The 24,316-nt window shown below is 68.0% G+C and carries 19 protein-coding genes; 10 read left to right on the forward strand and 9 right to left on the reverse strand.

The features are described 5' to 3' along the window. Nucleotides 1–80: 80 nt before the first annotated feature. The 4 genes from K6142_RS10320 (at nt 81) to K6142_RS10335 (ending at nt 4,865) form a co-directional block, all read left to right on the forward strand. A complete protein-coding gene (locus K6142_RS10320; RefSeq protein WP_223290367.1) occupies nt 81–323 on the forward strand; it encodes a hypothetical protein in 243 nt (80 codons plus the stop codon). A gap of 755 nt (nt 324–1,078) precedes the next feature. Further along, on the forward strand, nt 1,079–1,360 hold the full coding sequence (locus tag K6142_RS10325) for a hypothetical protein (protein ID WP_190245116.1): 282 nt from the start codon (nt 1,079–1,081) through the stop codon (nt 1,358–1,360). A 61-nt stretch (nt 1,361–1,421) separates the two neighbouring features. Next, complete coding sequence (locus K6142_RS10330; RefSeq protein ID WP_223380831.1) at nt 1,422–4,376, forward strand: heavy metal translocating P-type ATPase; 2,955 nt, start codon at nt 1,422–1,424, stop codon at nt 4,374–4,376. Between the two features lie 51 nt (nt 4,377–4,427). Further along, nucleotides 4,428–4,865 carry an HMA2 domain-containing protein gene (locus K6142_RS10335; protein ID WP_190245114.1) on the forward strand — a complete coding sequence of 146 codons (438 nt, stop codon included), beginning with the start codon at nt 4,428–4,430 and terminating at the stop codon, nt 4,863–4,865. 24 nt (nt 4,866–4,889) lie between these two features. On the opposite strand, the gene K6142_RS10340 is transcribed toward K6142_RS10335, so the two are convergent. The 4 genes from K6142_RS10340 to K6142_RS10355 form a co-directional block, all read right to left on the reverse strand. Further along, nucleotides 4,890–5,225, reverse strand: coding sequence for an Ada metal-binding domain-containing protein (locus tag K6142_RS10340; RefSeq protein ID WP_190245113.1), 336 nt, complete (start codon nt 5,223–5,225; stop codon nt 4,890–4,892). Between the two features lie 154 nt (nt 5,226–5,379). Then, complete coding sequence (locus K6142_RS10345; RefSeq protein ID WP_190245112.1) at nt 5,380–6,663, reverse strand: phosphoglycerate mutase; 1,284 nt, start codon at nt 6,661–6,663, stop codon at nt 5,380–5,382. 427 nt (nt 6,664–7,090) lie between these two features. After that, on the reverse strand, nt 7,091–8,380 hold the full coding sequence (locus K6142_RS10350) for a homoserine dehydrogenase (RefSeq protein ID WP_190245123.1): 1,290 nt from the start codon (nt 8,378–8,380) through the stop codon (nt 7,091–7,093). A gap of 31 nt (nt 8,381–8,411) precedes the next feature. Further along, on the reverse strand, nt 8,412–9,596 hold the full coding sequence (locus K6142_RS10355; RefSeq protein WP_190245111.1) for an aminotransferase class I/II-fold pyridoxal phosphate-dependent enzyme: 1,185 nt from the start codon (nt 9,594–9,596) through the stop codon (nt 8,412–8,414). Between the two features lie 423 nt (nt 9,597–10,019). On the opposite strand from K6142_RS10355, the gene aroL reads away from it, so the two are divergent. From aroL to aroC, 3 genes are all read left to right on the forward strand, one after another. Then, nucleotides 10,020–10,553, forward strand: coding sequence for a shikimate kinase AroL (aroL, locus tag K6142_RS10360; protein WP_190245110.1), 534 nt, complete (start codon nt 10,020–10,022; stop codon nt 10,551–10,553). A 345-nt stretch (nt 10,554–10,898) separates the two neighbouring features. After that, complete coding sequence (locus K6142_RS10365; protein ID WP_012612540.1) at nt 10,899–11,321, forward strand: universal stress protein; 423 nt, start codon at nt 10,899–10,901, stop codon at nt 11,319–11,321. 412 nt (nt 11,322–11,733) lie between these two features. Further along, nucleotides 11,734–12,795 carry a chorismate synthase gene (aroC, locus tag K6142_RS10370; RefSeq protein ID WP_190245109.1) on the forward strand — a complete coding sequence of 354 codons (1,062 nt, stop codon included), beginning with the start codon at nt 11,734–11,736 and terminating at the stop codon, nt 12,793–12,795. A gap of 241 nt (nt 12,796–13,036) precedes the next feature. On the opposite strand, the gene K6142_RS10375 is transcribed toward aroC, so the two are convergent. Genes K6142_RS10375 through K6142_RS10385 form a run of 3 tightly spaced genes read right to left on the reverse strand, consistent with a single transcriptional unit; the run spans nt 13,037 to nt 16,204 of the window. Then, nucleotides 13,037–15,121 carry a CHASE2 domain-containing protein gene (locus K6142_RS10375; RefSeq protein ID WP_190245108.1) on the reverse strand — a complete coding sequence of 695 codons (2,085 nt, stop codon included), beginning with the start codon at nt 15,119–15,121 and terminating at the stop codon, nt 13,037–13,039. A 21-nt stretch (nt 15,122–15,142) separates the two neighbouring features. Continuing rightward, the gene (locus tag K6142_RS10380; RefSeq protein WP_190245107.1) at nt 15,143–15,727 is read right to left on the reverse strand and encodes an OmpA family protein; all 585 of its coding nucleotides are present in this window, start codon (nt 15,725–15,727) and stop codon (nt 15,143–15,145) included. Nucleotides 15,728–15,736: 9 nt separating this feature from the next. Then, nucleotides 15,737–16,204, reverse strand: a complete 468-nt coding sequence (locus K6142_RS10385; protein ID WP_190245106.1) for a FecR domain-containing protein — start codon at nt 16,202–16,204, stop codon at nt 15,737–15,739. A gap of 665 nt (nt 16,205–16,869) precedes the next feature. Here K6142_RS10385 and K6142_RS10390 point away from each other — a divergent pair. The 3 genes from K6142_RS10390 to K6142_RS10400 all read left to right on the forward strand — a co-directional run bounded on the left by K6142_RS10390 (nt 16,870) and on the right by K6142_RS10400 (nt 22,201). After that, a complete protein-coding gene (locus tag K6142_RS10390; protein WP_190245122.1) occupies nt 16,870–19,056 on the forward strand; it encodes an ATP-dependent RecD-like DNA helicase in 2,187 nt (728 codons plus the stop codon). Between the two features lie 238 nt (nt 19,057–19,294). Further along, on the forward strand, nt 19,295–20,773 hold the full coding sequence (locus K6142_RS10395; protein ID WP_190245105.1) for an NlpC/P60 family N-terminal domain-containing protein: 1,479 nt from the start codon (nt 19,295–19,297) through the stop codon (nt 20,771–20,773). A gap of 51 nt (nt 20,774–20,824) precedes the next feature. After that, nucleotides 20,825–22,201, forward strand: coding sequence for a MiaB/RimO family radical SAM methylthiotransferase (locus K6142_RS10400; RefSeq protein WP_190245104.1), 1,377 nt, complete (start codon nt 20,825–20,827; stop codon nt 22,199–22,201). 564 nt (nt 22,202–22,765) lie between these two features. Here the strand turns inward: K6142_RS10400 and lipA are convergent. Next, nucleotides 22,766–23,713 carry a lipoyl synthase gene (gene lipA, locus K6142_RS10405; RefSeq protein WP_190245103.1) on the reverse strand — a complete coding sequence of 316 codons (948 nt, stop codon included), beginning with the start codon at nt 23,711–23,713 and terminating at the stop codon, nt 22,766–22,768. After that, entirely contained in the window at nt 23,643–24,299 is a 657-nt protein-coding gene (gene lipB / locus K6142_RS10410) for a lipoyl(octanoyl) transferase LipB (protein WP_190245102.1), read from the reverse strand. The genes lipA and lipB overlap by 71 nt, the downstream gene beginning before the upstream one ends. Nucleotides 24,300–24,316: the final 17 nt, after the last annotated feature.

Here is a 24,316-nt window from a genome sequence, read left to right on the forward strand (position 1 = left end):
CTCTACGCCCCCCGGACGCAGTCGCCTGGCCCGCTGGCCTTTTTTCGCCCCGTTTCGCACTCGTGTGCGGCGGGGCCGTTTTGTGTTCGATCGTCACGTGGTCACAAGGCGTGCCGCCATGGCGGCACCCAGCAACACGCCGCCAGGCCTTTTTGCAGGGGGGCGGCGCAAACCCGGTGGACGACGGAAGCCGCCTGCCGTTCCTGTCGGGCCAGGCCCGAGGAGGCACCATGAGTTTCGCGGATATCGGTTCCATTGTCGTTGGCGTCATCGTGCTCGGCATCATTGGGTATTTCATGTATACCAAGGTCGTGAAGCACTAGGGGCAGTTTCTGAATGGGCCTTTCGCCCGTTGGCTGACCGACCCGAAAGGCGCGCAGCGTATCCGTAAGCGAGCTTGCAAGCTTTACGGACATTGAGCGTAGATCGGTCAAGCATTGCCTGCCATGGCGTTGCTGCCCTCAGCCGCAAGGCTCGCAGCTCGCCTAACGGCTAGCGCTCGGTCGAATATGACAAGAGCGCGTTGCGGTCCTCATCCGTATGGCTCGAAGACTCGCCACGGCATGAGGCATGCTTCCTCATGGCAGGCGTGTTTTTCCGCCAACGAACGAAAATCCTGATCTGTAAACGGCCACAAATCGACACCACCCGCATCGACCCGGCCCACCGGCCAGCCCCGACAGACCGACCGGCGTGACATGCCCCGCCGATGCCACATACCGGCGCCCTTCATTTGCGTGAAGGGCGCCGTTTTTTTTGTTGTCTAAATATACCGGAATGTTGAAGGCGAGCGTGATAATAAGGCGCAACACTCGAAAAGTATTGTCGCTATTCGGTTACGGATGCTAGCGTTGGAGAATTCTCGTTTTTCGCCTGTTCCGGTCGTCTTTGACCGGGCGGATGGGAGACGAGGTGTTGACATTGATTTTCGATATCAAATAAGGTGGCGCTTCCCGCGCGGCACAGGGCTGGCGAGGATGGCTGCCGGGCACGGGCCGAACATGTCACGAACATGGCAAGAACATGGCATGAACATGGGCCAGACGCGCGACGGCGCACTCATCACAAGGAGACGGGCATGAACGAGAACTACAAGTACGGGCTGTATTTCGTGGGCGGCGTGGCGCTGGGTGCCTTGGGCGCGGTGATGCTGGGCCGGGGCAAGTTCGACATCCGGCCGGCCATGGCCGATCTGCTGAGCCACGGCTTCGACCTGAAGGACAAGGCGTCCGCCTACGCCGAAACCGTGCGCGAGCACATGGAAGACATCGTGGCCGAGGCGGAACACGTGCACAAGCAGCGCAAGGATGCCTCCGAAGCCGCCGCCCCCGAAGCAACTGCCGAAGCCGCCAAGGCCTAGCCGGACCTGATCAGACAGGAACCGGATCACTCTCCGACCAAATCCGCAACGGACGAGGCGCATGGACTATCGCATAGCACACGAACTGCCGGGGCGCCTGCGCCTGCGCTGCGCCCCCGGTTCGTTTTCCCAGGACCGGGCGCATGATCTTGTGGCCCGCATCGTGGCCGTGGACGGCGTGGCAGAGGCGCACGCCACCGTCACCACCGGCAGCGTGCTGGTACGCTACACCCGCACCGCCGCGCGCGGCGAGGTGCTGTCCGTGGTGGACGGCTTTGTGGCCGGGGGCGCGCCGCGCCGCAGGTCGGCCGACAAGGCCGGGGCGCGTGCGTCTTCTGGCAACGGCGGCAGCGGCGGCAGGGGTGACAGGGGTGACAGGGGTGACGGGGCCGAGGCCCGGCCCGGTGCCGAACCCGCTGCCAGGCCCGGAGCACGCGGCGGCAAGGGCGCGGGCAGGGGGGCAGGCATGCCCTCCGGCATCAGCGGCAACGCTTCCGCCACCATCCCCGCCACCATCCCCGCCGGACCTGCTCGTCAGGCGCGCGGCCCCATGGGTGCGCATCTGCCGCCAGGGACTCCCGGCGTGGCCGGCCTGCACGGCATGGGTGCCATGGCCCCTCATGGCATGATTCCGGACGGTCCTGCACTGTCGGCAGACGCGTCGGGCGTGGCCGGGTTGGGCGGACTGAACGGACTGGCCATGGCCGGTGCCGCGCCCGGCGCGGGCGGACTGATCCGCTACCTGATCCTGCGTCCCTTCCTGCCGCGCATCGTGCGCATGGTCTCCGCATTCTTCCGCGCGCTCCCCTTCCTGCTCAAGGGGGGGCGGTCGCTGGCTTCCGGTCGTCTCAACGTGGACGTGCTGGACGCGGCGGCGCTGGGCATCTCGCTGGTGCGGGGCGACTTCCGCTCCGTGGGGCTGATCACCGCGCTGTTCGCCGTGGGCGAGTTCCTGGAGGAATGGACCCGCAAGAAGTCGCGCGAAAGCCTGGCCGAAAGCCTGGCCGTGGACGTGGACACCGTGTGGGTGAAACGCGGCGAGGCAGAGGTGCAGGTGCCCCTTTCCGCCCTGGCCGATGGCGACCTCGTGGTGGTCCGCGCCGGTTCGTCCATCCCCGTGGACGGCGTGGTGGCCGAGGGCGAAGCCATGGTCAACCAGACCTCCATGACCGGCGAACCGCTGGCCGTGGCCCGGCGCGCCGGGGCCTCGGTGTACGCGGGCACCGTGGTGGAGGAAGGGCGGCTGGACATCCGGCCCACCGGCGTGGGGTCCGAGACGCGCATCAACCAGATCGTGGGCTTCATCGAACGGTCAGAAGCCCTGAAGGCCAACGTGCAGGGCAAGGCGGAGCGCCTGGCCGACGCCATCGTGCCGTACAGCTTCCTGCTGGCGGGCGGGGTGTGGGCCGTCACCCGAGACGTGGCCCGCGCCGCGTCGGTGCTGCTGGTGGACTACTCGTGCGCCATCCGCCTGGCCACGCCCTTGGCCATTCTGACCGGCATGCGCGAAGGCGCGCACCATGGTGTGCTCATCAAGGGGGGGCGGTTCATCGAAGGTCTGGCGGGCGCGGACACCGTGGTCTTCGACAAGACGGGCACCCTCACCGAGGCGCGCCCCCGCGTGGCGGAGGTCATTTCGCTGAACGGGCATGGCCGCGACGACGTATTGCGCCTGGCCGCCTGTCTGGAAGAGCATTTTCCCCATCCCGTGGCCCGCGCCGTGGTGCGCAAGGCCGAGCAGGAATCGCTGGACCATCAGGAAGAACACGCAGAGGTCGAATACGTGGTGGCCCACGGCATCGCCTCGCGCCTGCGCGGCAAGCGCGTGCTGGTGGGCAGCCGCCACTTCGTCCACGAGGACGAGGGCGTGCCTCTGGACGAATTCCTGCCCGTGATCAACGAATGGGCGGCCAAGGGCTACTCCATCCTGCACCTGGCCATCGGGGGCAAGCTGGCGGGCATCCTGTGCATAGAAGACCCGCTGCGGACCGAGGCCGCCGGGGTGGTGCGCGGCCTGCGCGAGCAGGGCGTGAAGCGCATCATCATGCTGACCGGCGACGGGCCGGTGACGGCGGCGGCGGTGGCCAACGCCGTGGGCGTGGACGAATGGCGCGCCCAGGTGCTGCCCGCCGACAAGGCCGACATCGTGCGGCAGTTGCAGGCCGAGGGCGGCAAGGTGGTGATGGTGGGCGACGGCATCAACGATTCGCCCGCCCTGTCCGCCGCCGACGTGGGCGTTTCCCTGCGAGACGGGGCAGACCTTGCCCGCGAGGTGGCCGACGTGGTGCTTTCCGGCAACGACCTTGCGGAACTGCTGGTGGCGCGTCAGTTGGCAAAGGCAACCCTGCGGCGCATCCATGTGAACTTCGGGTCCATCATGGGGCTGAATTCGGCCTTCATGGCCCTTGGCCTGGTGGGCCGGGCGCAGCCCGGCATGCTGGCTCTGCTGCACAACCTGACCACCGTGGGCGTGGCCCTGAACGCCATGCGGCCCATGCTGGGCAATGGCGCGGCAGAAGGGCGGCGCGGCGCGGAGCGCACGCCGGGGATGATGGCGCTGCCCGTGGGCGTGGCCGGAGAGGCTGCGGCTGGCCCGGTTGCCGGGGCGGCCACCGCCGTGGTTTCGCCCACAGCACGGGTTGCGGCGGGTATTGCCGGGGCGGGTGCCGCCGTCAGGTCCGCGCTGAAGGCCACCGTGCAGGGCGCTGCCAAGACGGTGGGTACCATGGCGGGCAAGGCCCGGGCGACCGGGGAATCGGACACCGCCATGCCGGGCAAGGGCTCCGCAAAGGTTCCGGTTGCTGCGAAGTCAGGCCCATTAGGAAAGTCTGACATGTCGGGCAAGGTCGCCCCGTCTGCCAAAGATGGCGCCAAGCCGACCAAGCCCGTAAAATCCGCCAAATCCGCCAAATCCGGCAAGTCGGCCAAAACCACCGACGAAACCGGTTCGGCCAAAGGCGGGGCCAGGGCCACCGGCAAGGCTGCCCGCAAGACCGGCGGTTCCGGCACGGCATAACGGACGCATCCGCAGCAGGGCCGCGCCCGGCGCGGCAAGGAGGGGAGGACCATGATCAGCAGCTTCATCGACGGCAGGGTACGCATCCGGTGCGATGCGCTGCGCAACCCGGAGGCAGCCGCCGCCATCGAAGGCACCCTGCGCGAGACGCCGGGCGTGCTTTCCGCCACGGCCAATCCGCGCACCGGCGGCCTGCTGGTGGAATACGACCCGGACGCCGTGACGCAGGAGCAACTGCTGGAAGCGGCGAAGATGCTGGAAGCCTTTGCGGCGCAGGAACCGGCAGCCCCGAAGAAATCGTGCTGCTGCCGCCGCCTGACCAAGGCCGAGGCCATGCGCATTTCCAAGCGGGGCATGGCCGGGTCGCTGGCGGCGCTGGTGCTGTTCGGGCTGGCCGGGCGCGAGCGGGCGCACATCGTGGCGGGCGGGCTGTTCCTGGCCTTCAACGCCTACCATCTGTACGCGTATCGCAAGCGCATCATGGCCTAGGCCAGCGCGATCCGGTCGCAGGCCCTACGGCTTGCACACCTTGCAGGGGCGAAAACCCGCGTCCAGGGCTGCTTTGCGCGTGGTGAACACCGCCGTGCAGGCCTTGCACGCGTAGTAAGTGCAACCCTGCTGGTGGAAAATGTGCGACTGCACGTTGCCGTGGTAGACGGCATTCTGCGCGGCCTGTGCGGGGGGTGCGGAAAAGACCAGCGTCAGGGGCAGCGTCAGGGGCAGCGTCAGGGGCGACGTCAGGGTCGAGATCAGGGGCAGCGTCAGCAGCAGGGTGAGCAGAGCCGCCGCTGCGGCGCGGACCGCGAGCGGGCACGGGCCGGAACGGAAACGTGACGGTGTAGGGCGCATGCGGGCCTCCTTTGGTGTGGCCCTACCGCGAAGCGGACAGGCGCGCAACGGACTGAGAATGCATGCATGCGAGAAGGGGCGTCCTCATGGGGCGCCCTTTTTGCGTGGATGGCGGGAAAGGCGGTGCGAAAAGCCTGCCCCAGCGGGGTGAGCGCTACGCGCCAGCCCGGTTCGTCTCGGCCCGCAGGATCAGGTCCAGCAGGGCGGGACCGGAGGGAATGCGCAGGCCCGTGGCCGCGCAGGCCGCCTCGTCGAACCGGGCGGCAGGATGCGGCAGCGTGCCCGGCCCGTGCAGCAGGAAGGGCACGGCGTCCGGGTGGTGGCGACCATCGCCGCAGTGGGTGATGTGGTCGCAGGTGACGCAGAGCAGGGCGTCGGGCCGGGCCGTGCGCAGGGGGGCGATGAGTTCCACGTCGATGCGGGCCAGCAGGGCGGACTTGGCGCGGGCGTCGCGGGCGTGGGCGCACATGTCCGGGCCTTCCACGTGGATGAAGACCACTGCGTGGTCGGCCAGCAGGGCGAGGGCGGCGGCGGCCTTGGCGGCAAGGTCTGTATCCGCGCCGCCGGTGGCGCCGGGGATTTCGGGCGCGGCAAGGCCTGCGGCAAGGGCCAGTCCGCGTGCCAGCGGCACCGCCGCCACCATGGCGGCGGCGAGGGGGGCGCCGGGTGTCGATGCCGTGGCGGTGGAAGTGCGCCGGGTGGCAAACGGCGGCAGGTCGGGGCGGTGACCGCAACCCCACGGCCACAGGGCCAGACCGTGCGGGGCGTCCTTTTCGGTATATCGGGCAAGGTGCGCGTTGGCCGCCGTGATGCGCGCGTGCAGGGCCGGGTGGTGGTGGGCCAGGTTGCTCAGGGCATCGGCGGGGGATTGACCGACGACATCCTGCGGTCCGGCGGGCGTGAAAGGCGTGGGTGCGGTGAACGCGGGCGTGGGGGACGAAGAGATGACAGGTGAAGACGGAGAGGCGGCGTGGCTGGCGGTATCCCGTTCCACCACCGTGAAGCGGAAGCCGCCGCCGTGGGCCGTGGCGTGGGACGGGGGCGGGAAGGCCTCGGACACGATGCGGGCAATCGTTTGTTCCGTGGCGGGGAGCAGGGTGGCGGCGGGGTCGGCGATAGTGCCATGGGCGTCCAGCGCCACCACGTTGCAGCGCCATGCCGTGTCGCGGGGGGCAAGGGTCAGGCCTGCGGCCAGGGCTTCAAGGGGGCCGCGCGCGGCGGGGTGGCGCAGCGGGTCGTAGCCGAGCAGGGCGGGGATGCCCGCGTCGGAACCGGCTTCCGCGCCGCAAGGGATGACCTGGCAGAGACCGGCGGTGCCGGTGGCGGCGAGGTGGTCGAGGGTGGGCGTGTGCGCGGCGGCCAGCGGGGTGGGCTGGCCATCGCGGGCGGGCAGGTCGGCCATGCCGTCGAGGATGCAGATGATGCGGGGCGTGTGCATGGCGGTGGCGGTGGTGGCGCTTGGGGTAGCACGGTCACGTTGCTTGCAAAATTCGTCTTTTTCCGCCGGGCGGCGTTGGTTTGCCATTTTTGATGCTCACGTACCAAAGTACGCTCCGCTCAAAAATGGCAACCCGCCTTGTCCGGCGAAAAAACTCGTAATTTCTGGCACCGTGTCCGCACCAGCCATCCGCGCCGGAAGACCGGCGCGGAGTATAAGGAAAAAAGGCAGTTCACTGGCAGGAAAAGAACCAAGAGAAAGGCCGGGAAGGTGCGTTGGGGGTGGTACGGGCAAGCAGGGCTGCCGCCTTACGGTTGCATTTCCCCAATCAAAAAGTTCTGGAGGGGATGGGGTGCGGGGAAGGGGAACCTCTTCCAAGAGGTTCCCCTTCCCCGCGAATTTATCCCTTTTCCTGCCTTTTCAATCCTTACTGCAACACGCGGTAGCACACAGGCGGCGCAAGCAGAAGCCCGGCGGCCTGCACCTGGGCGATGGCGCCCTGGATGGCGCTGGCCTTGGCGGCGTGGGTCATGAACACCAGCGGCACGCCCTGGGGGTGCTGCCCCTTCTGGATGGCCTGGGCGATGCTGATGGAGTGGTCGGCCATGGCCCCGGCCAGGTCGCGCAGCACGCCGGGGTTGTCCGGCACCATGGCGCGCACGTAGTAGCTGCTTTCGGCGTCTGCCGGGGGCAGGATGTCCGCGCGGGGCGGCACCTGACGCTGAAAGCCGGTGTTGTGCGGGGCGGCGCCGCGCGCCACGGTCATCAGGTCGGCCAGCACGGCGCTGGCGGTGGGCAGGCTGCCCGCGCCAAGCCCGTGCAGGAACACGGGGCCCACGGCGTTGCCTTCCAGGCGGATGGCGTTGTACGCGCCGCCCACCCGGGCGATGAGGAAGGTGTGCTTGACCAGGGTGGGAAACACCCCGGCCTCCAGCTTGCCGTCCACCTCGCGCACCTGAGCCAGCAGCTTGATGCGAAAGCCCAGTTCGCGCGCGAACTCGATGTCCATGCGGTCGATGCCCGCAATGCCCTGCACGGGCAGTTCGGCGTAGGGGTAGTCCATGCCGTAGGCCAGGCGGATCAGCAGCACCAGCTTGTGGGCGGTGTCGTGGCCTTCGATGTCCAGCGTGGGGTCCGCCTCGGCGTAGCCCAGTTCCTGCGCCTGCCCGAGGGCGGTGGCGAAGTCCAGGCCGTTGCTGGTCATCTCGGACAGGATGTAGTTGGCCGTGCCGTTCAGGATGCCGACCAGCGAGCCGATGCGGTTGCCCGCCAGGCTTTCCTTCAGCGTCTGGACGATGGGGATGCCCCCGGCCACGCTGGCCTCGTGGTGCAGGCCCACGTTCTTCTGCTCGGCCAGGCGGTACAGGTCGTAGCCGTCTTCGGCCAGCAGGGCCTTGTTGGCGGTGACCACGTGCTTGCCCGCTTCCAGCGCCCGCTTGATGATGGCGTGGGGGGCGGCAATGCCGCCCATCAGTTCCACCAGCACGTCGATTTCCGGGTCGTCGGTGAGCACTGCCGGGTCGGCGGTCAGGGTTGCGCCCTGCGGCACGGGCCAGGCGCGCGGCTTGGCCAGGTCGCGCACCAGAATGGTCTTGATGACCATTTCGCGGCCGGTGCGCTCGGTGATCCACTGGCGGTTCTCGTCCAGCACGCGGACAAGGCCGCTGCCCACGGTGCCGAACCCGGCCATGCCTATGACCAGCGGCTTCTGGGGCATGGGGCGCTTGTCGCCCGGCTTGTCGCTTTCGCTACCCACACGACCTCCCGGAGAGCACCTTCTTGATGCCCTTCATGGCCTGCTTGGTACGGTGTTCGTTCTCGATGAGGGCGAAGCGGACGTGGTCGTCGCCGTGCGCGCCAAAGCCCAGCCCCGGAGAAACGGCCACGTGGCCTTCCTTGAGCAGCAGCTTGGAGAATTCCACGGACCCCATGGCCCGGAATTCCTCGGGAATCTGGGCCCACACGAACATGGTGCCCTTGGGCGGCGGCACGTCCCACCCCGCGCGGCCAAGCCCTTCGATGAGCACGTCGCGCCGCTTGCGGTAGGTGTCCACGATTTCGGTCACGCATTCCTGCGGTCCGTTCAGGGCCACGGTGGCCGCGATCTGGATGGGCTGGAAGTGGCCGTAGTCGAGGTAGCTCTTGATGCGGGTAAGCGCGTAGACCAGGTCGCGGTTGCCCACGCAGAAGCCCACGCGCCATCCGGCCATGGAGTAGCTTTTGGACATGGAGAAGAATTCCACGCCCACGTCCTTTGCGCCTTCGGCCTGCATGAAGCTGGGCGGCATGTGGCCGTCGAAGGCCAGGTCCGCGTAGGCGAAGTCGTGGATGACGTAGATCTTGTGTTCCTTGGCGAAGTCCACGACCTTCTGGAAGAATTCCGGCGCGGCTATCTCGCAGGTGGGGTTGTGCGGGTAGCTGATGAACAGCAGCTTGGGCTGCGGCCAGGTCTGGCGGGTGGCCACCAGCAGGTCTTCGAAGAAGTCGCGCCCGCGCCCGATGGGAATGCGCCGCACGTCGGCCCCGGCAATGATGGGGGCATAGGTGTGGATGGGGTAGGTGGGGTCCGGCGCGAACACCACATCGCCGGGCGACAGCATGGCCAGCGACAGGTGCGAAAGCCCTTCCTTGGCGCCCATGGTGGCCACGGCTTCCGTGTCCGGGTCAAGGTACACGCCGAAGCGGCGCATGTACCAGTCGCAGATGGCCTTGCGCAGGTTGGGGATGCCGCGCGACACCGAGTAGCGGTGGTTCACGCCCTTGCCCGATGCTTCCACCAGCTTGTCCACGATGTGCTGGGGCGTGGGGATGTCGGGGTTGCCCATGCCAAGGTCGACGATGTCCACGTTCTGGCGACGCAGCTGCATCTTCAGTTCGTTCACCGTCGCAAAGACATAGGGAGGCAGACGGTGCATGCGCGGAAACTGGTTCATGGCGAAGTTCTCCGTGGTTGAAACAAAAAGAGGCGGCAGCGCCGCCTCGAACCAACGGCGCAAGCCTGCGTCACCGAGCGGCGGCTGCCGCGGTGGCGGCCGCGGCGGTAGCGGCGGCGGTGGTGGCGATGGTAGCGGTCCGGTCGAGGTGGGACATGCCGATGACTCTTGTGGTGGAGAATGGCCGTGTATACATTGCGCGTGCGCCGCGTGCCGGTGCGCTGGCGTCTGGTGGACGCCGTGCACGGGACGGAAAGCCCGAACGAATGATCCGGACAAACGGTCCGGACAAAGTCTTCTGACAGGCGGCGAGGCTACCGTGGGTTGCGGTGTCGGTGGGTTGTACTGCAAAAAAGAAATGCCGGTCAATACGCCTAGCTGCGATGATCGGAGACTGTTTGGCCGAACGGTGCCGGGGGATGCATGAACGACGTAAAGCGGCAGGCGCGGCGGGTGTATCTGGTGGGGCCGCGCGCCAGCGGCAAGACCACGGTGGGCAAGGCCCTGGCAGCCCGCGCCGGTTGGCATTTCGAGGATACCGACGCCACGCTTACCGCCACGGCGGGCATGACCGTGGAGCAGATCGTGGAGCGCGAAGGCTGGGAAGGATTCCGGCGGCGCGAAACCGAGGCCCTGTGCGCAACCCTTGGCCGTGACGGTCTGGTGGTGGCCACCGGCGGCGGCATGGTGCTGGCGGAAGAAAACCGGCGCATGCTGCGGGACGGGGGCCTTGTGGCCTACCTGTGCGGCAGCGTGGACCTGCTGGCCGGACGCCTTGCGCGCGACCCGCTGGCCGCGCAGCGCCCCTCGCTGACCGGGCGGCCCATCGCCGAAGAGGTGGCCGAGGTGCTGGCCGCGCGCGAACCCCTGTACCGGGAATGCGCGCATGTGGCGCTGGACGCCGGGGACGACCTGCGGGCGCTGGTGGAGCGGCTGGCCAGCCTGCTGGAAGGGTAGGGGCTGTTCCCGAATTGTCTTCCCGCCAGTTGGAAACCGTCCCGAAAGGCGCGAAGCGTGCCCGTTGGGCGAGCTTGCGGGCCTTGCGGCTGCCGCATATTCCCCCACGCCAGGGGTATTTTTTTCGCCAACGAGCGGGAATCCCAATTCATGAACAGTCCCTGACGCGTGCTCGTCAGCCCGCAGGGCCGGGTGCGCACATGCCCGGTTTCCCTTGGCCTTGGGCGGCTGCGGACCGTCGCGCCCCCTTGCCATGCCCGCCCCAGCGGGGGCATAGTGGCACACCCGCGCGCCGTGGCAGCGCGCGACGGCCATGCCATCGCTGTGTTCATCCGTGAGGTCGCCATGCAGATTCGCAAGATACTCGTTCCCGTGGATGGTTCCGACTACTCGCAGCGCGCGGCGGAATACGCCGCCGACTTCGCGAAAATGGTGGGGGCAGAGGTGGTGCTGCTCATCTGCCGCATGTCCATCCCCCCCATTCTCGGGCAGGTGGCCTACGACCAGGCCCGCAATTCGCTGGTGGCCCAGGCCGAGGAAGTGCTGGAACCCTGTCGCCGCCTGCTGCGCGAGCGCAACGTGCCCTTTGCCGACCGGGTGCTGGAAGGCAAGGTGGAGGTGGCCATCGTGGATGCCGCCGACTACGAGCGCTGCGACCTGATAATCATGGGCTCGCGCGGGCACTCGGAACTGGAGGGGCTGCTGCTGGGCAGCGTCACCCACCGGGTGTTGCAGATGGCGTCGTGTCCCGTGATGGTCATCCGGTAGGGGCTGTATCCAAATTGTCTTTTCGCTCGTTGGCTGGCCGACCCGAAGGGCGCGTAGCGTGCCCGTTAAGCGAGTCTGCGAGCTATACGGGCATCGAGCGCAGAGCGGTCAAAATTCACCTGCCATAGCTTTGCTGTCCTTATCCGTAAGACTCGCGCTACGCGCTCGCCTAACGGCTAAGGCTCGGTTGAGTACGATAAGAGTACGCGTTGCGGTCCTCATCCGTAAGGTTCGCTTCGCTCACCCAACGGCTGAGGCGCGCTGCGGTCGCCATCCGTAATGCTCGAAGACTCGCATAACGGCTGCCGCACTCCCTCATGGCAGGCTTGTTTTCCTTGCCAACGAACGAAAATTTTAATTTGGAAACAGCCCCTGAGACGAAACCTGCGCGTCCCGGCTGGCAGGAGTACCCATGAGCGGCAACACCTTCGGTCGCATCTTCCGGCTGACCACCTACGGCGAATCGCACGGCCCCGGCCTTGGCGGCGTGGTGGACGGCTGCCCCGCCGGGGTGCCGCTGGACGAATCGGTCATCCAGCGCGAACTGGACCTGCGCCGCCCCGGCAGCGCGTCCGCCGGTCTTGCGGGTACGGCCCGCAAGGAATCGGATACCGTGCGCCTGCTTTCCGGCGTGTTCGAAGGGGTCACCACCGGCACCCCCATCGGGTTCCACATCGCCAACGAAGACCAGCGTTCGCGCGACTACGGCGACCTGGCCAAGTTGTACCGCCCCGGCCATGCGGACATCACCTACGACGCCAAGTACGGCCTGCGCGACTTTCGCGGCGGTGGCCGGGCATCGGGACGCGAGACCGTGTCGCGCGTGGCGGGCGGCGCCGTGGCGCTGGCCTTGCTGGCCATGCACGACATAGAGGTGCGCGCCTACACCGTGGAGATCGGCGGCGTGCCCGCCGACGTCGTGGACCCGGCGGGCGCGCAGGAGCGGCTGTTCTTTTCGCCCGACCCGGACGTTGTGCCCGCGTGGGAATCGCTGGTGCACGACGTGCGGGCCGAGGGCGACACCCTGGGCGGCATCGTGCAGGTGGAGGCCACCGGCGTGCCCGCCGGGCTTGGCGAGCCGGTGTTCGACAAGCTGGACGCCCTGCTGGCCCACGCCATGATGTCCGTGGGCGCGGTAAAGGCCGTGGAGGTGGGCGCGGGCCTTGAGGCGGCGCGCCTGCGCGGCAGCGAGAACAACGACCCCATCATTCCCGGCGGCTTCCACACCAACCATGCCGGGGGCATTCTGGGCGGCATCTCCAACGGCCAGCCCATCGTGGTGCGCGCGGCGGTGAAGCCCATTCCTTCCATCGCGCAGGAGCAGATCACCATCGACACCAACGGCAGGCCCGCGCCGCTGCGCGTGGGCGGTCGCCACGACATCTGCGCCATCCCGCGCGTGGTGCCCGTGCTGAAGGCCATGGCGGCGCTGGTGCTGGCGGACAGTCTCCTTCTCCAGCGTCGCATGGGCTAGGGCAAATCGCGCCATTTTGCCTTCGGGCATCGTCAAACATCGTTTTTTGCTCCGGTCGTGTATGGAAGAATACACTCCCTTCGCAAAAAACTCGTTTTCCTTGCCGGAAGGCAAACTGACGCGATTTGCGAGCGCCAGCGCGGTCCATGTGGCTAAGCCGGACTGGATCTGAGTTTTCTCGAAGCTGAAACGCACACGGCGGACGCTCCTTCCGGAACGTCCGCCGTGTGCGTTTTGCTTCTTACTGCCTCGGATCGCCGGGCTGTACTTGGTCGTCGGGCGGGCCGCCGGGCGGGTCGGGGTCCGGGGTGTGGCCCGGTTCCGGGTCGCGGTAGGCGGTGGCGATGCGCTTGAATTCCTCTTCGGCCAGCAGGAAGGCGTCCACCACGGCGGGGTCGAAGTGGGTGCCCCGGCCCTTCAGGATGATCTCGCGCACCTTGGCGTGCGGAAAGGCGGGTTTGTACTGCCGGGCGCAGATCAGCGCGTCGTACACGTCGGCCAGGGCCATCAGGCGACCGGAAAGGGGAATGGCCTCGCCCGCAAGGCCTTCCATGTAGCCGCTGCCGTCCCATTTTTCGTGGTGGCTCCAGGCTATTTCCGCCGCCAGGTGCAGGAAGGCGTCATCCTCCATGCCCTGCGCCGCGTTGGCGATGATGTTGCGCCCGTGGCGCACGTGCTGGCGGATCACCGCGTATTCCTCGTCGGTGAGCTTGCCGGGCTTGAACAGCACGCTGTCGGGCACGGCCACCTTGCCCACGTCGTGCAGCGGCGCGGAATGGAACAGCAGTTCGATGTAGTCCTCGGTCAGTTGGGGGTAGGTTTCCTTGCCGCCCCCCCGTCCGATGTCCCGCAGGGACTCGGCCAGCGCCCGGACGTAGTGCTGGGTGCGCTTGATGTGCGCGCCGCTGATTTCGTCGCGGCTTTCGGCCACGGCGGTCATGGATTCCAGGGTCATCTGCCGGGCATGGTTCAGCTGGCGCAGCCGCACGAAGGCCATGCGCCGTTCCCGCGCGTACAGCGCGAGGGACAGCAGCGCCCCTTGCGCAAGCGCGGCCAGCACCGGGGCGGCCATGGGCAGGGCCATGCCCCGCCACACGAACAGCGCTGACCCCACGGCGGGCATGGTCAGGGCCACGGCCAGCGTGGCGACTCCGGCCTGCAATGGCCCGGCCCGCAGGAACAGCAGTCCGGCCAGCAGGGTGACCAGCGCCGCCGGGACGAGCCGGAACGCGACGGCATGTTCCGGCTCGCGCAGGGGGTTGCCGTCGAACAGGTTGTCCAGGGCCACGGCGTGCACTTCCGTGCCGGGGTAGTTGGACGACACCGGGGTGTGGTGCAGGTCGTTGAGGCGTGCCGCGCTGGACCCCACGATGACCATGCGCCCCTCGAACAGGGCCGGGTCGTGCGCGTCACGCAGCACCTCCGCCGCCGGGACGAAGCGGTGCGCCCGCGCACCCCCGGCAAAGCGCAACCGCATGCGCGCCGCCCGGTCCACCGGGATGCGCGTTTCGCCTGCCACCAGCACCGGCCCCAGCGCGTCCGTTTCCACGCGCACCTCGCGCAGGTTGCGCACCTGCATGAACAGGGCAAGCGCCAGGCTGGGGTAGTACTGCCCCTGAAAGCGATGCAGCAGCGGCACGCGGCGGATGCTGCCGTCCTCGTCCTTTTCCACGTTGATGAATCCGGACGCGGCCAGCCCGGCCTGGATGGGGCCGGTGTTGCACAGGATGCCGGTGGCCTCCGCCGGGGCGATGGCCGTGGTTTCTCCGGTCACGCGCACCGGGCGGGGCAGGTTTTCCGGGTCGGGAGTGACGAGGTCGAACAGGTGCAGCACCGCGCCCACGGCTTCCGCCCCGGCCAGCACGCTGCCGAAATAGGCGTCGTTGTCCTCCATGCCGCGCGGCACGCCGCTGATGGCGATATCCAGCCCGAAGTCGCGCCGGAAGGCGTGGCGGATGGTGGCGATGGAGGTGCGGTCCGGCTCGGAGAACAGGACGTCCACCCCCACCCCCATGGGCCGGGCGGCGGACACCCGCCGCACGATGCCCCCGGTAAGGTAGCGCGGCCACGGCCACTGGCCCGCCACGGCCAGGCTTTCCTCGTCGATGTCCACGATGACCACGCGATCCGGGACATCCGGCGCGGTGGCCCGGGCCATGCGGCTGGCCAGCCCGTCGAGGATGCGGTTGTCCGCAAGCTGCACCAAGCCTTGCTCGGCCAGGCAGAACAGCGCGGCCAGCAGCAGCCCGGCCACGGTGACGGCGGCCACCAGCCGCTGGCGCGAAATGGTGACCAGGCGTGATGCGGGTTTGACGGGCGTGGGCATGAGGTACCGTGTCCGAAAAACTTAGCGGACCAGGATTTCCACCCGCCTGTTCCTCGCCTCGGCCACGCCGGGTGCGGTGGGCACCAGCGGGTCGTTGGCCCCGTGGCCGGACAGCGTCATGGCGCCTGCGGGCACCCCGCGCGCTTGCAGCATGCGGCGCACGGCTTCTGCCCGGGCCATGGACAGCTTCTGGTTGGCGACGGGATCGCCCGCGCTGTCGCTGTGCCCGATGACCGAGACGTTACTCACGGCGCGGCATTTGATGGTGTCGGCGGCCTCGTCCAGTGCCGGGCGGGATGTCGGCTCCGGCTCCGTGGATCCGGTGGGGAAGTACAGCAGGAAGCTCTTGGGCGGTTCCGGCATGGCGGCCAGCGTGCTGCCGAAGACGCGGTCGATCTCCTGTTGCGGCATCACCCTGGGCGGGGCGGGCCTGTCGGTCACCTGGGTGGATTCGTTGGCGGCGGCCAGGGGCTGTTCGGCCCCGCCCGCCCTCACCACCACTCGGCCCACGCCGCCGTCGTCGTCGGGCACCAGCACCACGGTGGTCTTGGGCGCGCAGGCCCCCAGCACAAGACACAGCAGAAGGATGGAAAACAGCGTGCGCATGGTGCCCCCCTATTCGGCGCGGATGAGGAAACGGGTGCCGCGCACGCCCACGGCGGCCTGCGGCGTGCGGACCTTGACGGCCTCTGGCGCCAGCTTGGCCAGCCGACCGGAGGAATAGGCCGCCTCGCCGCGCTGCATGTACACGTCGAAGTCGTAGTCCTTTTCCAGGGGGACGAAGCGGTAGGACTGCACCGTCAGTTCCGAACCCGGCCCCACGGCGATGCGCGTGCCGTCCTGAAAGCTGACCCCGGCCTTGCCGTCCGGGCCGGTGCGCAGGATGTCGCCCACCAGCAGCGGGTCACCCGGCGCGGGAACGGAAGTGGCGGCGCCCCGCTGCACGGTGACCGCGCCGGACACCGTGCGGAAGTTGGCGGCGGGCGCTTCCGCCCGTGTCACGGATGCACACAGGACAAGTGCCACGGTCAACAGAGCCAGCCGTGCCAGCGGCACGCAGGCGAACAGACGTGTAATGCGCATGGAATCCCCCCGGTATGCGTGTTTCGTCCGTATGTGCGGTTGGGACGGGGCATGCCCGTGTCGGCCTGTCCCGTCGAAAGGCGGGCGGCTGCCGCCTGTCCGATTCGCGTGGCTGCGCGGCGCGTGCCCGTCCGGACGCATGCGCAGGCTTGTCCGCATTGATTATTTTGGCATTCATTTTTTGGGTATACAATTAGATTTCGACACAGGCGGGGCGAAAGGTCCGGAAGAATGCGGGCAGACGTGCCGTGCGCCCGCGCCCTGTGCGCCCTGTGCGCGCTGTCACCATCCTTGCGGCTCCATCCGCCGGGCGGCCCGATTGCCGCGCCATCCTTGACGGGTGCGGCACGAGCGGCTAGGGGCTGTTGCAGACCTTGCGGCATCTTGCGCCCCAGGCCGACGGTGCGCTTTCCGTGCCGTGCCGTGCCAGCCCGCGCCGTGCCCCGCGCCCGCGCGACCGGGTGTCTGCTGACGCCCCCGGCCCGCTCTTCTCGCCTCCAACCGGCTCGCCTCCAACCGGACATCCCATGCAGCACGACCCGCGCAACCCGCGATCCTCCCGAATTTCCCGCTCCGCCGCATCGACCGGCCCCGCGTCCGATTCCGCGACCGGCGCTTCGTCCAAGGGGCAGCCCACCGCCAAGGCCGCGCCCATGCTGGCCGCCATGCAGGAGGCGCAGGACGCCCCGGAACAGCTTTCCGGCGTGCTCGACCGCGTCATCTTCCACAACGAGGAAAACGGCTACACCGTGCTGCGCCTGCGCCCGCTGCCCAAGGGCGACATGATCAGCGTGGTGGGGCACATGGTTTCGCCGCAGCCGGGGGCCTCCTTGAAGCTGGTGGGTCGCTGGGTGAACAACCCGCGCTTCGGGCGGCAGTTTTCCATGGAAAATTACGAGAACCTGCTGCCCGCCTCTGTTGAGGGCATCCGCCACTATCTCGGCTCCGGCCTCATCAAGGGCGTGGGCGAATCCATGGCCGCGCGCATCGTGGATGCCTTCGGCGAGGACACCTTTCGCGTGCTGGACGAAGAGCCGGACAGGCTGCTGCGCGTCAGCGGCGTGGGCGGCAAGACGCTGGAACGCATCAAGGCGGGCTGGTCCGACCATCAGGGCATCCGCGACCTGATCATGTTCCTGCAACCGCACGGGGTCAGCACCGCCTATGCCGTGCGCATCTACCGCCACTACGGGCAGCAGGCCCTGGCGGTGGTGCGCGAGAATCCCTACCGCCTGGCCATGGACATCCACGGCATCGGCTTTCATACCGCCGACACCGTGGCGGAAAAGCTGGGCTTCTCGCGCGACAGCGAACTGCGGGCAGAGGCGGGCACCCTGTACACCCTGCAACGCCTGAACGACGACGGCCACGTCTACGTGCCGCACGATACGCTGATCACCCACACCTCGGACCAGCTGGACATCCGCGCCGACCTCGTGGAGGACGCCCTGCGCACCCTGGAGATAGAGGAGCGCATCGTCATCGAGGAAATGGACGGCGAGCTCGGGGTGTTCCTTTCCCGCTATCATCATTACGAAACCAAGATCGCCTATTACCTGCAACGGGTGCTGCGTTCGCCGAAAGCCGTGCACTTCGAGAACCCGGAAGCCGTCATCGCCGAGGTGCTGGCCAAGCTGTCCATCACCCTTGCGCCGGAGCAGCTGGAGGCCGTGCGCACCGCCACCCGTTCCAAGGTCATGGTGCTTACCGGCGGCCCCGGCACCGGCAAGACCACCATCATCAACGCCATCATCAAGGTCTTTGCCGAAACGCGCGCCAAGATCCTGCTGGCCGCGCCCACGGGCCGCGCCGCCAAGCGCATGTCCGAGACCAGCGGGCGCGAATCCAAGACCATTCACCGTCTGCTGGAGTACAGCCCCAAGGAGGACGGTTTCGCCCGCAACGAGGACAACCCCCTCGCCTGCGGCCTGCTGGTGGTGGACGAGGCGTCCATGATGGACACCATGCTCATGTACCACCTGCTGAAGGCCGTGCCGCTGGGGGCCACGCTGCTCTTCGTGGGCGACGTGCACCAGCTGCCCTCGGTGGGGCCGGGCAACGTGCTGCGCGATGTCATCGCCTCCGGCGTGGTGCCGGTGGTGGAACTGGTGGAGGTGTTCCGGCAGGCCGCCGAAAGCGAGATCATCTGCAACGCCCACCGCATCAACCATGGCGAGGTGCCGCCGCTGGAATCCTCGCGCGACCGGCTGTCCGACTTCTACTTCATCCGGCAGGACGACCCCGAGAAGGCCGTGGAGATGATCGTGGAACTGGTGCGCGACCACATCCCGCGCCGCTTCGGCCTGCATCCCGTCAACGACATCCAGGTGCTTACCCCCATGCACAAGGGCGCGGTGGGCGCGGGCAACCTGAACGTGCGCCTGCAACAGGCCCTGAACGGCCAGACCCTGTGCGTGCAACGCGGCGAGCGCCAGTACCGTCTGGACGACAAGGTGATGCAGATCCGCAACAACTATGACAAGGACGTCTTCAACGGCGACATCGGGCGCATCTGTCTGGTGGACCCCAAGGAGCGCCAGCTCACCGTGCGGTTTGACGAGCGCAACGTGCCCTATGCCTGGGAAGAACTGGACGAGATCGTCCCCGCCTACGCCATCTCCGTGCACAAGTCGCAGGGCTCCGAATACCCCGCCGTGGTCATCCCCGTGCTGACCCAGCATTACATGCTGCTGCAACGCAATCTCATCTACACCGGCGTCACCCGGGGCAAACGCCTTGTGGTGCTGGTGGGCGAGCCGCGCGCCCTGGCCATGGCCGTCAAGAACAACCGCATGCACAAGCGCCACACCCGCCTTGCCCGGCGGTTGGCCTTGGGTGTGGGGGTGGGGTAACGCGTTGGGGGAATGACGAAGATTTTTGAAGGGGAAAAAGCGTACCGGGGGAAGGGGGGAAGCTTTGAAAAGCTTCCCCCCTTCCCCCGAACCCCCTTCCCCCCAGCAAATTTTTCAATTGTGGTGTATGGCGTGAGGCAAGAGGTCGTGCAGAAACGGCAGGTTCACGCGGGGCAAGGTGCGAGAGGGTAAGAAATACCCCGGCCAGCAGTTTGCCGAGAACAGGGAGAGAATGAAGATGTCGCAGAAAATATCCATCGTGCTTGCCCGCCGCGAGTCGTCCGGCGCCGCGCGTTCCCTTGTCACAGCGTTGGTCGTGTTGCTGCTGGCCGCGCTGGTCCTGTCCGGCTGCGCCGGGCGCGGACCGCGCGAGACCGTGCCGCCGCGTTTCACCGAACTGGAGCGCCATCCGCAGGATCTTTCCGTGTACGCCGCCCGTGCGGGCGGCGACGCCCCGCTGCTGGACGCCGCCACCCAGGTCGCCCAGGACCAGCGCTGGAACACCCGCTTCTTTGCCCCGTGGGGGCAGACCCGCACCGGGGTCACCATTGCCGAGGTGGCCCGCACCGCCCCCTACCTGACCAAGGAAGGACGCACGCGCGGCCACGCCGAAAACCTGCTGCCGTGGGATGCCAGCCGCTTTGCTGCGCTGGTGGCCAACTGCGATGCCCCTTCCTTCCCGGCCATGGCCGAGCGCGGCATCATCGTGCGCAATACCGCCCTGCGCGAACTGCCCACCCTGCGCCCCTCGTTCGCCAACCCCGACAAGGCCGGGCAGGGCTATCCCTTTGACGACCTTCAGCGGTCCGCCGTGTGGACCGGCACTCCGGTGTTCGTCTCGCACGTGTCGCTGGACCGGGCCTGGCTGTACTGCGAAACCGGCTTCGCCTCCGGCTGGGTGCCCGCAGAGCACGTGGCCCTTGCCGACGCCACTTTCCGCGCCCTGTACCAGAATGGCCGCTACGCCGCCGTGCTGCGCGACGACGTGGCCCTGACCAGCCCGAACCAGGCGTTCATCGCCACGGCGCACATCGGCGCGGTGTTCCCCGTGGCCGTGGAATCTCCGGGCGGGCTCACCGTGCTGGCGCCCCTGCGCGATGCCGACGGGCGCGCCGTGCTGGGGCAGTCCACCCTGCCCGCCGGGTACGCCGCCATGAAGCCGCTGGCCATCTCCGCCGCGCGCATGGCCGAAATCGGCAACCGCATGATGGGCCAGCCCTACGGCTGGGGCGGCATGTACGAGGACCGCGACTGCTCGGCCACCCTGCGCGACCTGTTCGCCCCCTTCGGCATCTGGCTGCCGCGCAACTCCGCGTCGCAGGCCAAGGCCGGGCGGTTTGTGGATTTCGGCAAGGCCTCGCCCGACGGCAAGGAAGCCATCATCCGCGCGCAGGGCGTGCCCTTCCTGACCCTGCTGTGGCTCAAGGGACACATTACCCTGTACCTTGGCGAATACGACGGCCACCCGGTGATGTTCCACAACATCTGGGGCTTGCGCGTGTTCAACAACAGCGGAGAGGACGGCGAACGCGGGCAGGAGGGCCGGTTCATCCTGGGCCGCGCCGTGGTCACCTCGCTGCGGCCCGGCACCGAACTGCCCAACCTGACCACTCCGGACGGGCTGGTGGCCCGCATGCTGGGCATGTCCATCCTTCCCGGCGGGGCTGGCCTTCCCGGCGGGGCTGGCCTTCCCGGCGGCGCGGCGGTGGGGCAGTAGCGTGCCGATGGGGGAAATGAGGATTCCGCGCGCCCCGAACGGGGTGCGCCCATGAGCGGTCACGCCTTTTTCGCGCTGACGCTGGGCTGCAAGATCAACCAGTACGAGACCGAGGCCGTGCGCGAGGCATGGCTGGCGCGCGGCTGGCGCGAGGCGGCGGACCCCGCCGCTGCCGACGTGCTGCTGGTCAACTCGTGCGCGGTCACCGCGCGCGCCGTGGCCGACGTGCGGCAGGCCGTGGCCCGCATGCACCGGGCCGCGCCGCAGGGACGCATCGTGGTCACCGGCTGCGCGGCGCAGGTGCTGCGCGAGGACATTGCCGCGCTGCCCGGCGTGACCGACGTGGTGGGCCAGCAGGCCAAGGTTTCGCTGCTGCGGTATAACCCGGAGCGGGGCGCGGCGGGGGCGCATGAACCCGATGGAGGGGGCGGGGGCGACGGCGGCGACGATCTTGCCGCTGGTGACGCCGTGTTTCCGGCCTTCCGCATCGACGGATTCACCCGGTCACGCCCCGTGCTCAAGGTGCAGGACGGCTGTTCGCACCGCTGCACCTACTGCATCGTGCCGCTGGCCCGCGGCGCGGCCCGCAGCCGCGACCCGCGCGAGGCGCTGGCAGAGGCGCGCCGCCTGCTGGATGCGGGGTTTCGCGAACTCATCGTCTCCGGCGTGAACCTGCGCCAGTACGGGCGCGACCTGCCCGGCGGCGGGCCGGACTTCTGGGATTTGCTGGCCTTTCTGGAACGCGAGCTTGCCCCGCAGTGGGCGGGCCGGGCGCGGCTGCGCATCAGTTCGCTGGAGCCGGGTCAGCTTGGCGAGCGAGCGCTGGACGTGCTGGCCGAAAGCCGTCTGGTGGCCCCGCAACTGCATCTTTCGTTGCAGAGCGGCAGCCCCGGCGTGTTGCGCCGCATGGGACGGGGGCATTACCGGCCCGAGCCGCTGCTGGATTTCGTGCGCGAGTTGGCCGGGGTGTGGCCGTTGTTCGGCCTTGGCGCGGACATCCTGACCGGCTTTCCCGGCGAGACGGACGCCGAGTTTGGCGAGACGCTGGATTTCGTGGGGGCGTTGCCGCTGACCTATGCGCACGTGTTCCCGTATTCGCGCAGGCCGGGCACCCCGGCGGCGGTGATGGAGGGGCAACTGCCGCAGGAGGTGAAGAAGCGCCGGGCGGCGGAGTTGCGCGGTGCGGTGACGGTGAAGAAGGCCACGTTCCTGCAACGCCTGCTGGACGAACCGCGCCTGCTGGTGGCCCCGGAGGGGGCGCGCGGCGTGAAGGGCGTGTGCGAGTATTATGCGGAGTGCCGGTTCACCGGCGGGCGGCGTCCGGCTGCGCAGGCGGGGCAGGGCGGGGAGCAGGCAGGCCCCGGCGATCTGGTGGCCGTGCGTCCGTTGGCTGTCGAGCGTGACGGTCTGTTGGTGGAGGCTGTGTAGCGGTCAGGCTTGGCTGTGCTTTTGAGCGAATACGGCTGTCCATCATGCATGTCATGGTGGGCAGCCGTTGTTTTTGGGGTAAGTGGGAAACTGCTGGATGTGGATGCTTGTTGGGGCGCGCGGTCACGTTGCTTGCGGAATCCGCGCTTTGCGGACGCCATCCGTAAGATTCGCGCAAACGCTCATCTAACGGCTGCCGCCTTTTTGGGCCGGGCGGCGTTGGCGCGTGATTTTCGCTGCTCACGTACGCCAGTACGCTCCGTACGAAAATCGCGCGCCGCCTTGCCCGGCCACAAAAAAACGTAATTCCTTGCACCGTGCCCACACCAACCATCCGCGCTGGAGGACCGGCGCGGAGTATAAGGAAGAAAGGCAGTTCCACGGATGCAGGAAAGACGGTGGAGGAAAGGCCGGGGAAGAAGACGAGGCAGTTCTGTCGTGGGAAATTGGTGGTGGCTGCCCAAGAATGTCCCTGCCAACGCACCCCGTCCACGATGAAAAAGTTGAAAGGGGAGGGGTGCGGGGAGGGGAAAAATTTCAATTTTTCTCCTCCCCGCATTCTCTTCACATTTTCTTTTCTGCTTCAGTCTCCCTCAATTTTCCCCTACTGCCCCGCAACTGCTGCAGGGCGTCGTAGGCGGCGCGGGCGTTGTAGCTGCTGCGCACGAGGGGGGCGGAGAACACGTGGGGGATGCCGAGGGCGTGGCCGTGGGCGGCGTAGCTTTCGAAGACATCGGGGTGCACGTAACGTTCGACGGGCGGGTGGTTGCGGCTGGGCCGCATGTACTGCCCGATGGTGGCGATGTGGCAGCCCGTGGCGGCAAGGTCGGCCAGGGTGGCGCACACCTCGTCGTCGGTTTCTCCCAGGCCCACCATCAGCCCGCTTTTGGCGATGGCCCCGGCGGCGCGTACGCGGGCCAGCAGTTCCAGGCTCTGGGCGTAGTCGGCCTGCGGGCGGATGCGCGGGTAGTGCGCGGGCGGGGTTTCCACGTTGTGGTTGATGATGTCGGGCGCGGCGTCCAGCACGGTGTCCAGCGCGGCCCGGCTGCCGCGAAAGTCGGGGATCAGCACCTCGATGGTGGCGGGCTGGCCGCTCTCGGCGGCGGGCAGGGCGCTGCGCAGGGCGCGCACCGTGGCCGCGAAATGGGCAGAGCCGCCATCGGGCAGGTCGTCGCGGGTGACGGAGGTGACCACCACGTGCGAAAGCCCCAGGCGCGCGGCGCCTTCGGCCACGCGGCGGGGTTCGTCGGGGTCTGGCGGAGCGGCCTGGCCGGGGGTGATGTTGCAGAAGGCGCAGTTGCGCGTGCACACGTTGCCCAGAATGAGGAACGTGGCCGTACCCGAAGAAAAGCACTCGAACATGTTCGGGCACTTGGCGCTCTGACACACGGTGTTCAGGCGCAGGTCGTCCACCAGCGAACGGGTATCCCCGTAGGTGTGGCTACAGGGCAGCTTTACCCGCAGCCACGGCGGAATCCGCAAAGATGGTGCGGAATTGCCGGGCACAGACATCCTTTACCTCCTGCATGGTGGGGGCATCGCCGCCCAGTTCACGGTGCAGCGACGTGGCCTGCGCGTCGGGCAGGCCGCACAGGGTGATCATTTCGAACAATGACAGGTCGCGCCCCACGTTCAGGGCGAACCCGTGGTACGAGGTCCAGCGGCGCACGGCCATGCCGATGGAGCATATCTTGCGGTTTTCGATCCACACGCCGGGGCGGCCTTCCCAGCGGGCTGCCGCCAGCCCGAAGTGTGCCAGCGTGGCAATGACCACTTCTTCGAGGTCGTGGAACATTTGCCGCAGGCCGCCGGGCCGCTTGGCCACCCGGAACACCGGGTAGGCCACCAGCTGGCCGGGGAAATGGCAGGTGATGTTGCCCCCGCGCGAGGACTGCACAAGGTCTATGCCCTGCGTTGCCAGCCATTCGCGGCCCACGTGCAGGTTTTCGCCCCCGCCGTTGCGGCCAAGGGTGATCACCGGGTGGTGCTCCAGCAGGTACAGGGTTTCTTCCGCCCCTGCCGCCACTTCCTCCAGGCGTGCCCGTTGCAGGGCGTCGGCCTCTGCGTAGCGGATGAGGCCCAGGTCGATGATGTTCATGCGCGTGGTGTTCCGGT

This window comes from Nitratidesulfovibrio sp. SRB-5, from assembly GCF_019931275.1.
GTDB lineage: Bacteria > Desulfobacterota > Desulfovibrionia > Desulfovibrionales > Desulfovibrionaceae > Cupidesulfovibrio.

Excerpts from the sequence above, each read along its gene's own strand:
- K6142_RS10385 (WP_190245106.1), bottom strand. The coding sequence starts at position 16,204 with ATGCGCATTACACGTCTGTTCGCCTGCGTGCCGCTGGCACGGCTGGCT.
- K6142_RS10395 (WP_190245105.1), top strand. The coding sequence starts at position 19,295 with ATGTCGCAGAAAATATCCATCGTGCTTGCCCGCCGCGAGTCGTCCGGC.
- aroL (WP_190245110.1), top strand. The coding sequence starts at position 10,020 with ATGAACGACGTAAAGCGGCAGGCGCGGCGGGTGTATCTGGTGGGGCCG.
- K6142_RS10390 (WP_190245122.1), top strand. The coding sequence starts at position 16,870 with ATGCAGGAGGCGCAGGACGCCCCGGAACAGCTTTCCGGCGTGCTCGAC.
- K6142_RS10335 (WP_190245114.1), top strand. The coding sequence starts at position 4,428 with ATGATCAGCAGCTTCATCGACGGCAGGGTACGCATCCGGTGCGATGCG.
- K6142_RS10355 (WP_190245111.1), bottom strand. The coding sequence starts at position 9,596 with ATGAACCAGTTTCCGCGCATGCACCGTCTGCCTCCCTATGTCTTTGCG.
- K6142_RS10340 (WP_190245113.1), bottom strand. The coding sequence starts at position 5,225 with ATGCGCCCTACACCGTCACGTTTCCGTTCCGGCCCGTGCCCGCTCGCG.
- lipB (WP_190245102.1), bottom strand. The coding sequence starts at position 24,299 with ATGAACATCATCGACCTGGGCCTCATCCGCTACGCAGAGGCCGACGCC.
- aroC (WP_190245109.1), top strand. The coding sequence starts at position 11,734 with ATGAGCGGCAACACCTTCGGTCGCATCTTCCGGCTGACCACCTACGGC.
- K6142_RS10400 (WP_190245104.1), top strand. The coding sequence starts at position 20,825 with ATGAGCGGTCACGCCTTTTTCGCGCTGACGCTGGGCTGCAAGATCAAC.
- K6142_RS10350 (WP_190245123.1), bottom strand. The coding sequence starts at position 8,380 with ATGCCCCAGAAGCCGCTGGTCATAGGCATGGCCGGGTTCGGCACCGTG.
- K6142_RS10345 (WP_190245112.1), bottom strand. The coding sequence starts at position 6,663 with ATGCACACGCCCCGCATCATCTGCATCCTCGACGGCATGGCCGACCTG.
- K6142_RS10375 (WP_190245108.1), bottom strand. The coding sequence starts at position 15,121 with ATGCCCACGCCCGTCAAACCCGCATCACGCCTGGTCACCATTTCGCGC.
- K6142_RS10365 (WP_012612540.1), top strand. The coding sequence starts at position 10,899 with ATGCAGATTCGCAAGATACTCGTTCCCGTGGATGGTTCCGACTACTCG.
- K6142_RS10325 (WP_190245116.1), top strand. The coding sequence starts at position 1,079 with ATGAACGAGAACTACAAGTACGGGCTGTATTTCGTGGGCGGCGTGGCG.
- lipA (WP_190245103.1), bottom strand. The coding sequence starts at position 23,713 with ATGTCTGTGCCCGGCAATTCCGCACCATCTTTGCGGATTCCGCCGTGG.
- K6142_RS10380 (WP_190245107.1), bottom strand. The coding sequence starts at position 15,727 with ATGCGCACGCTGTTTTCCATCCTTCTGCTGTGTCTTGTGCTGGGGGCC.
- K6142_RS10330 (WP_223380831.1), top strand. The coding sequence starts at position 1,422 with ATGGACTATCGCATAGCACACGAACTGCCGGGGCGCCTGCGCCTGCGC.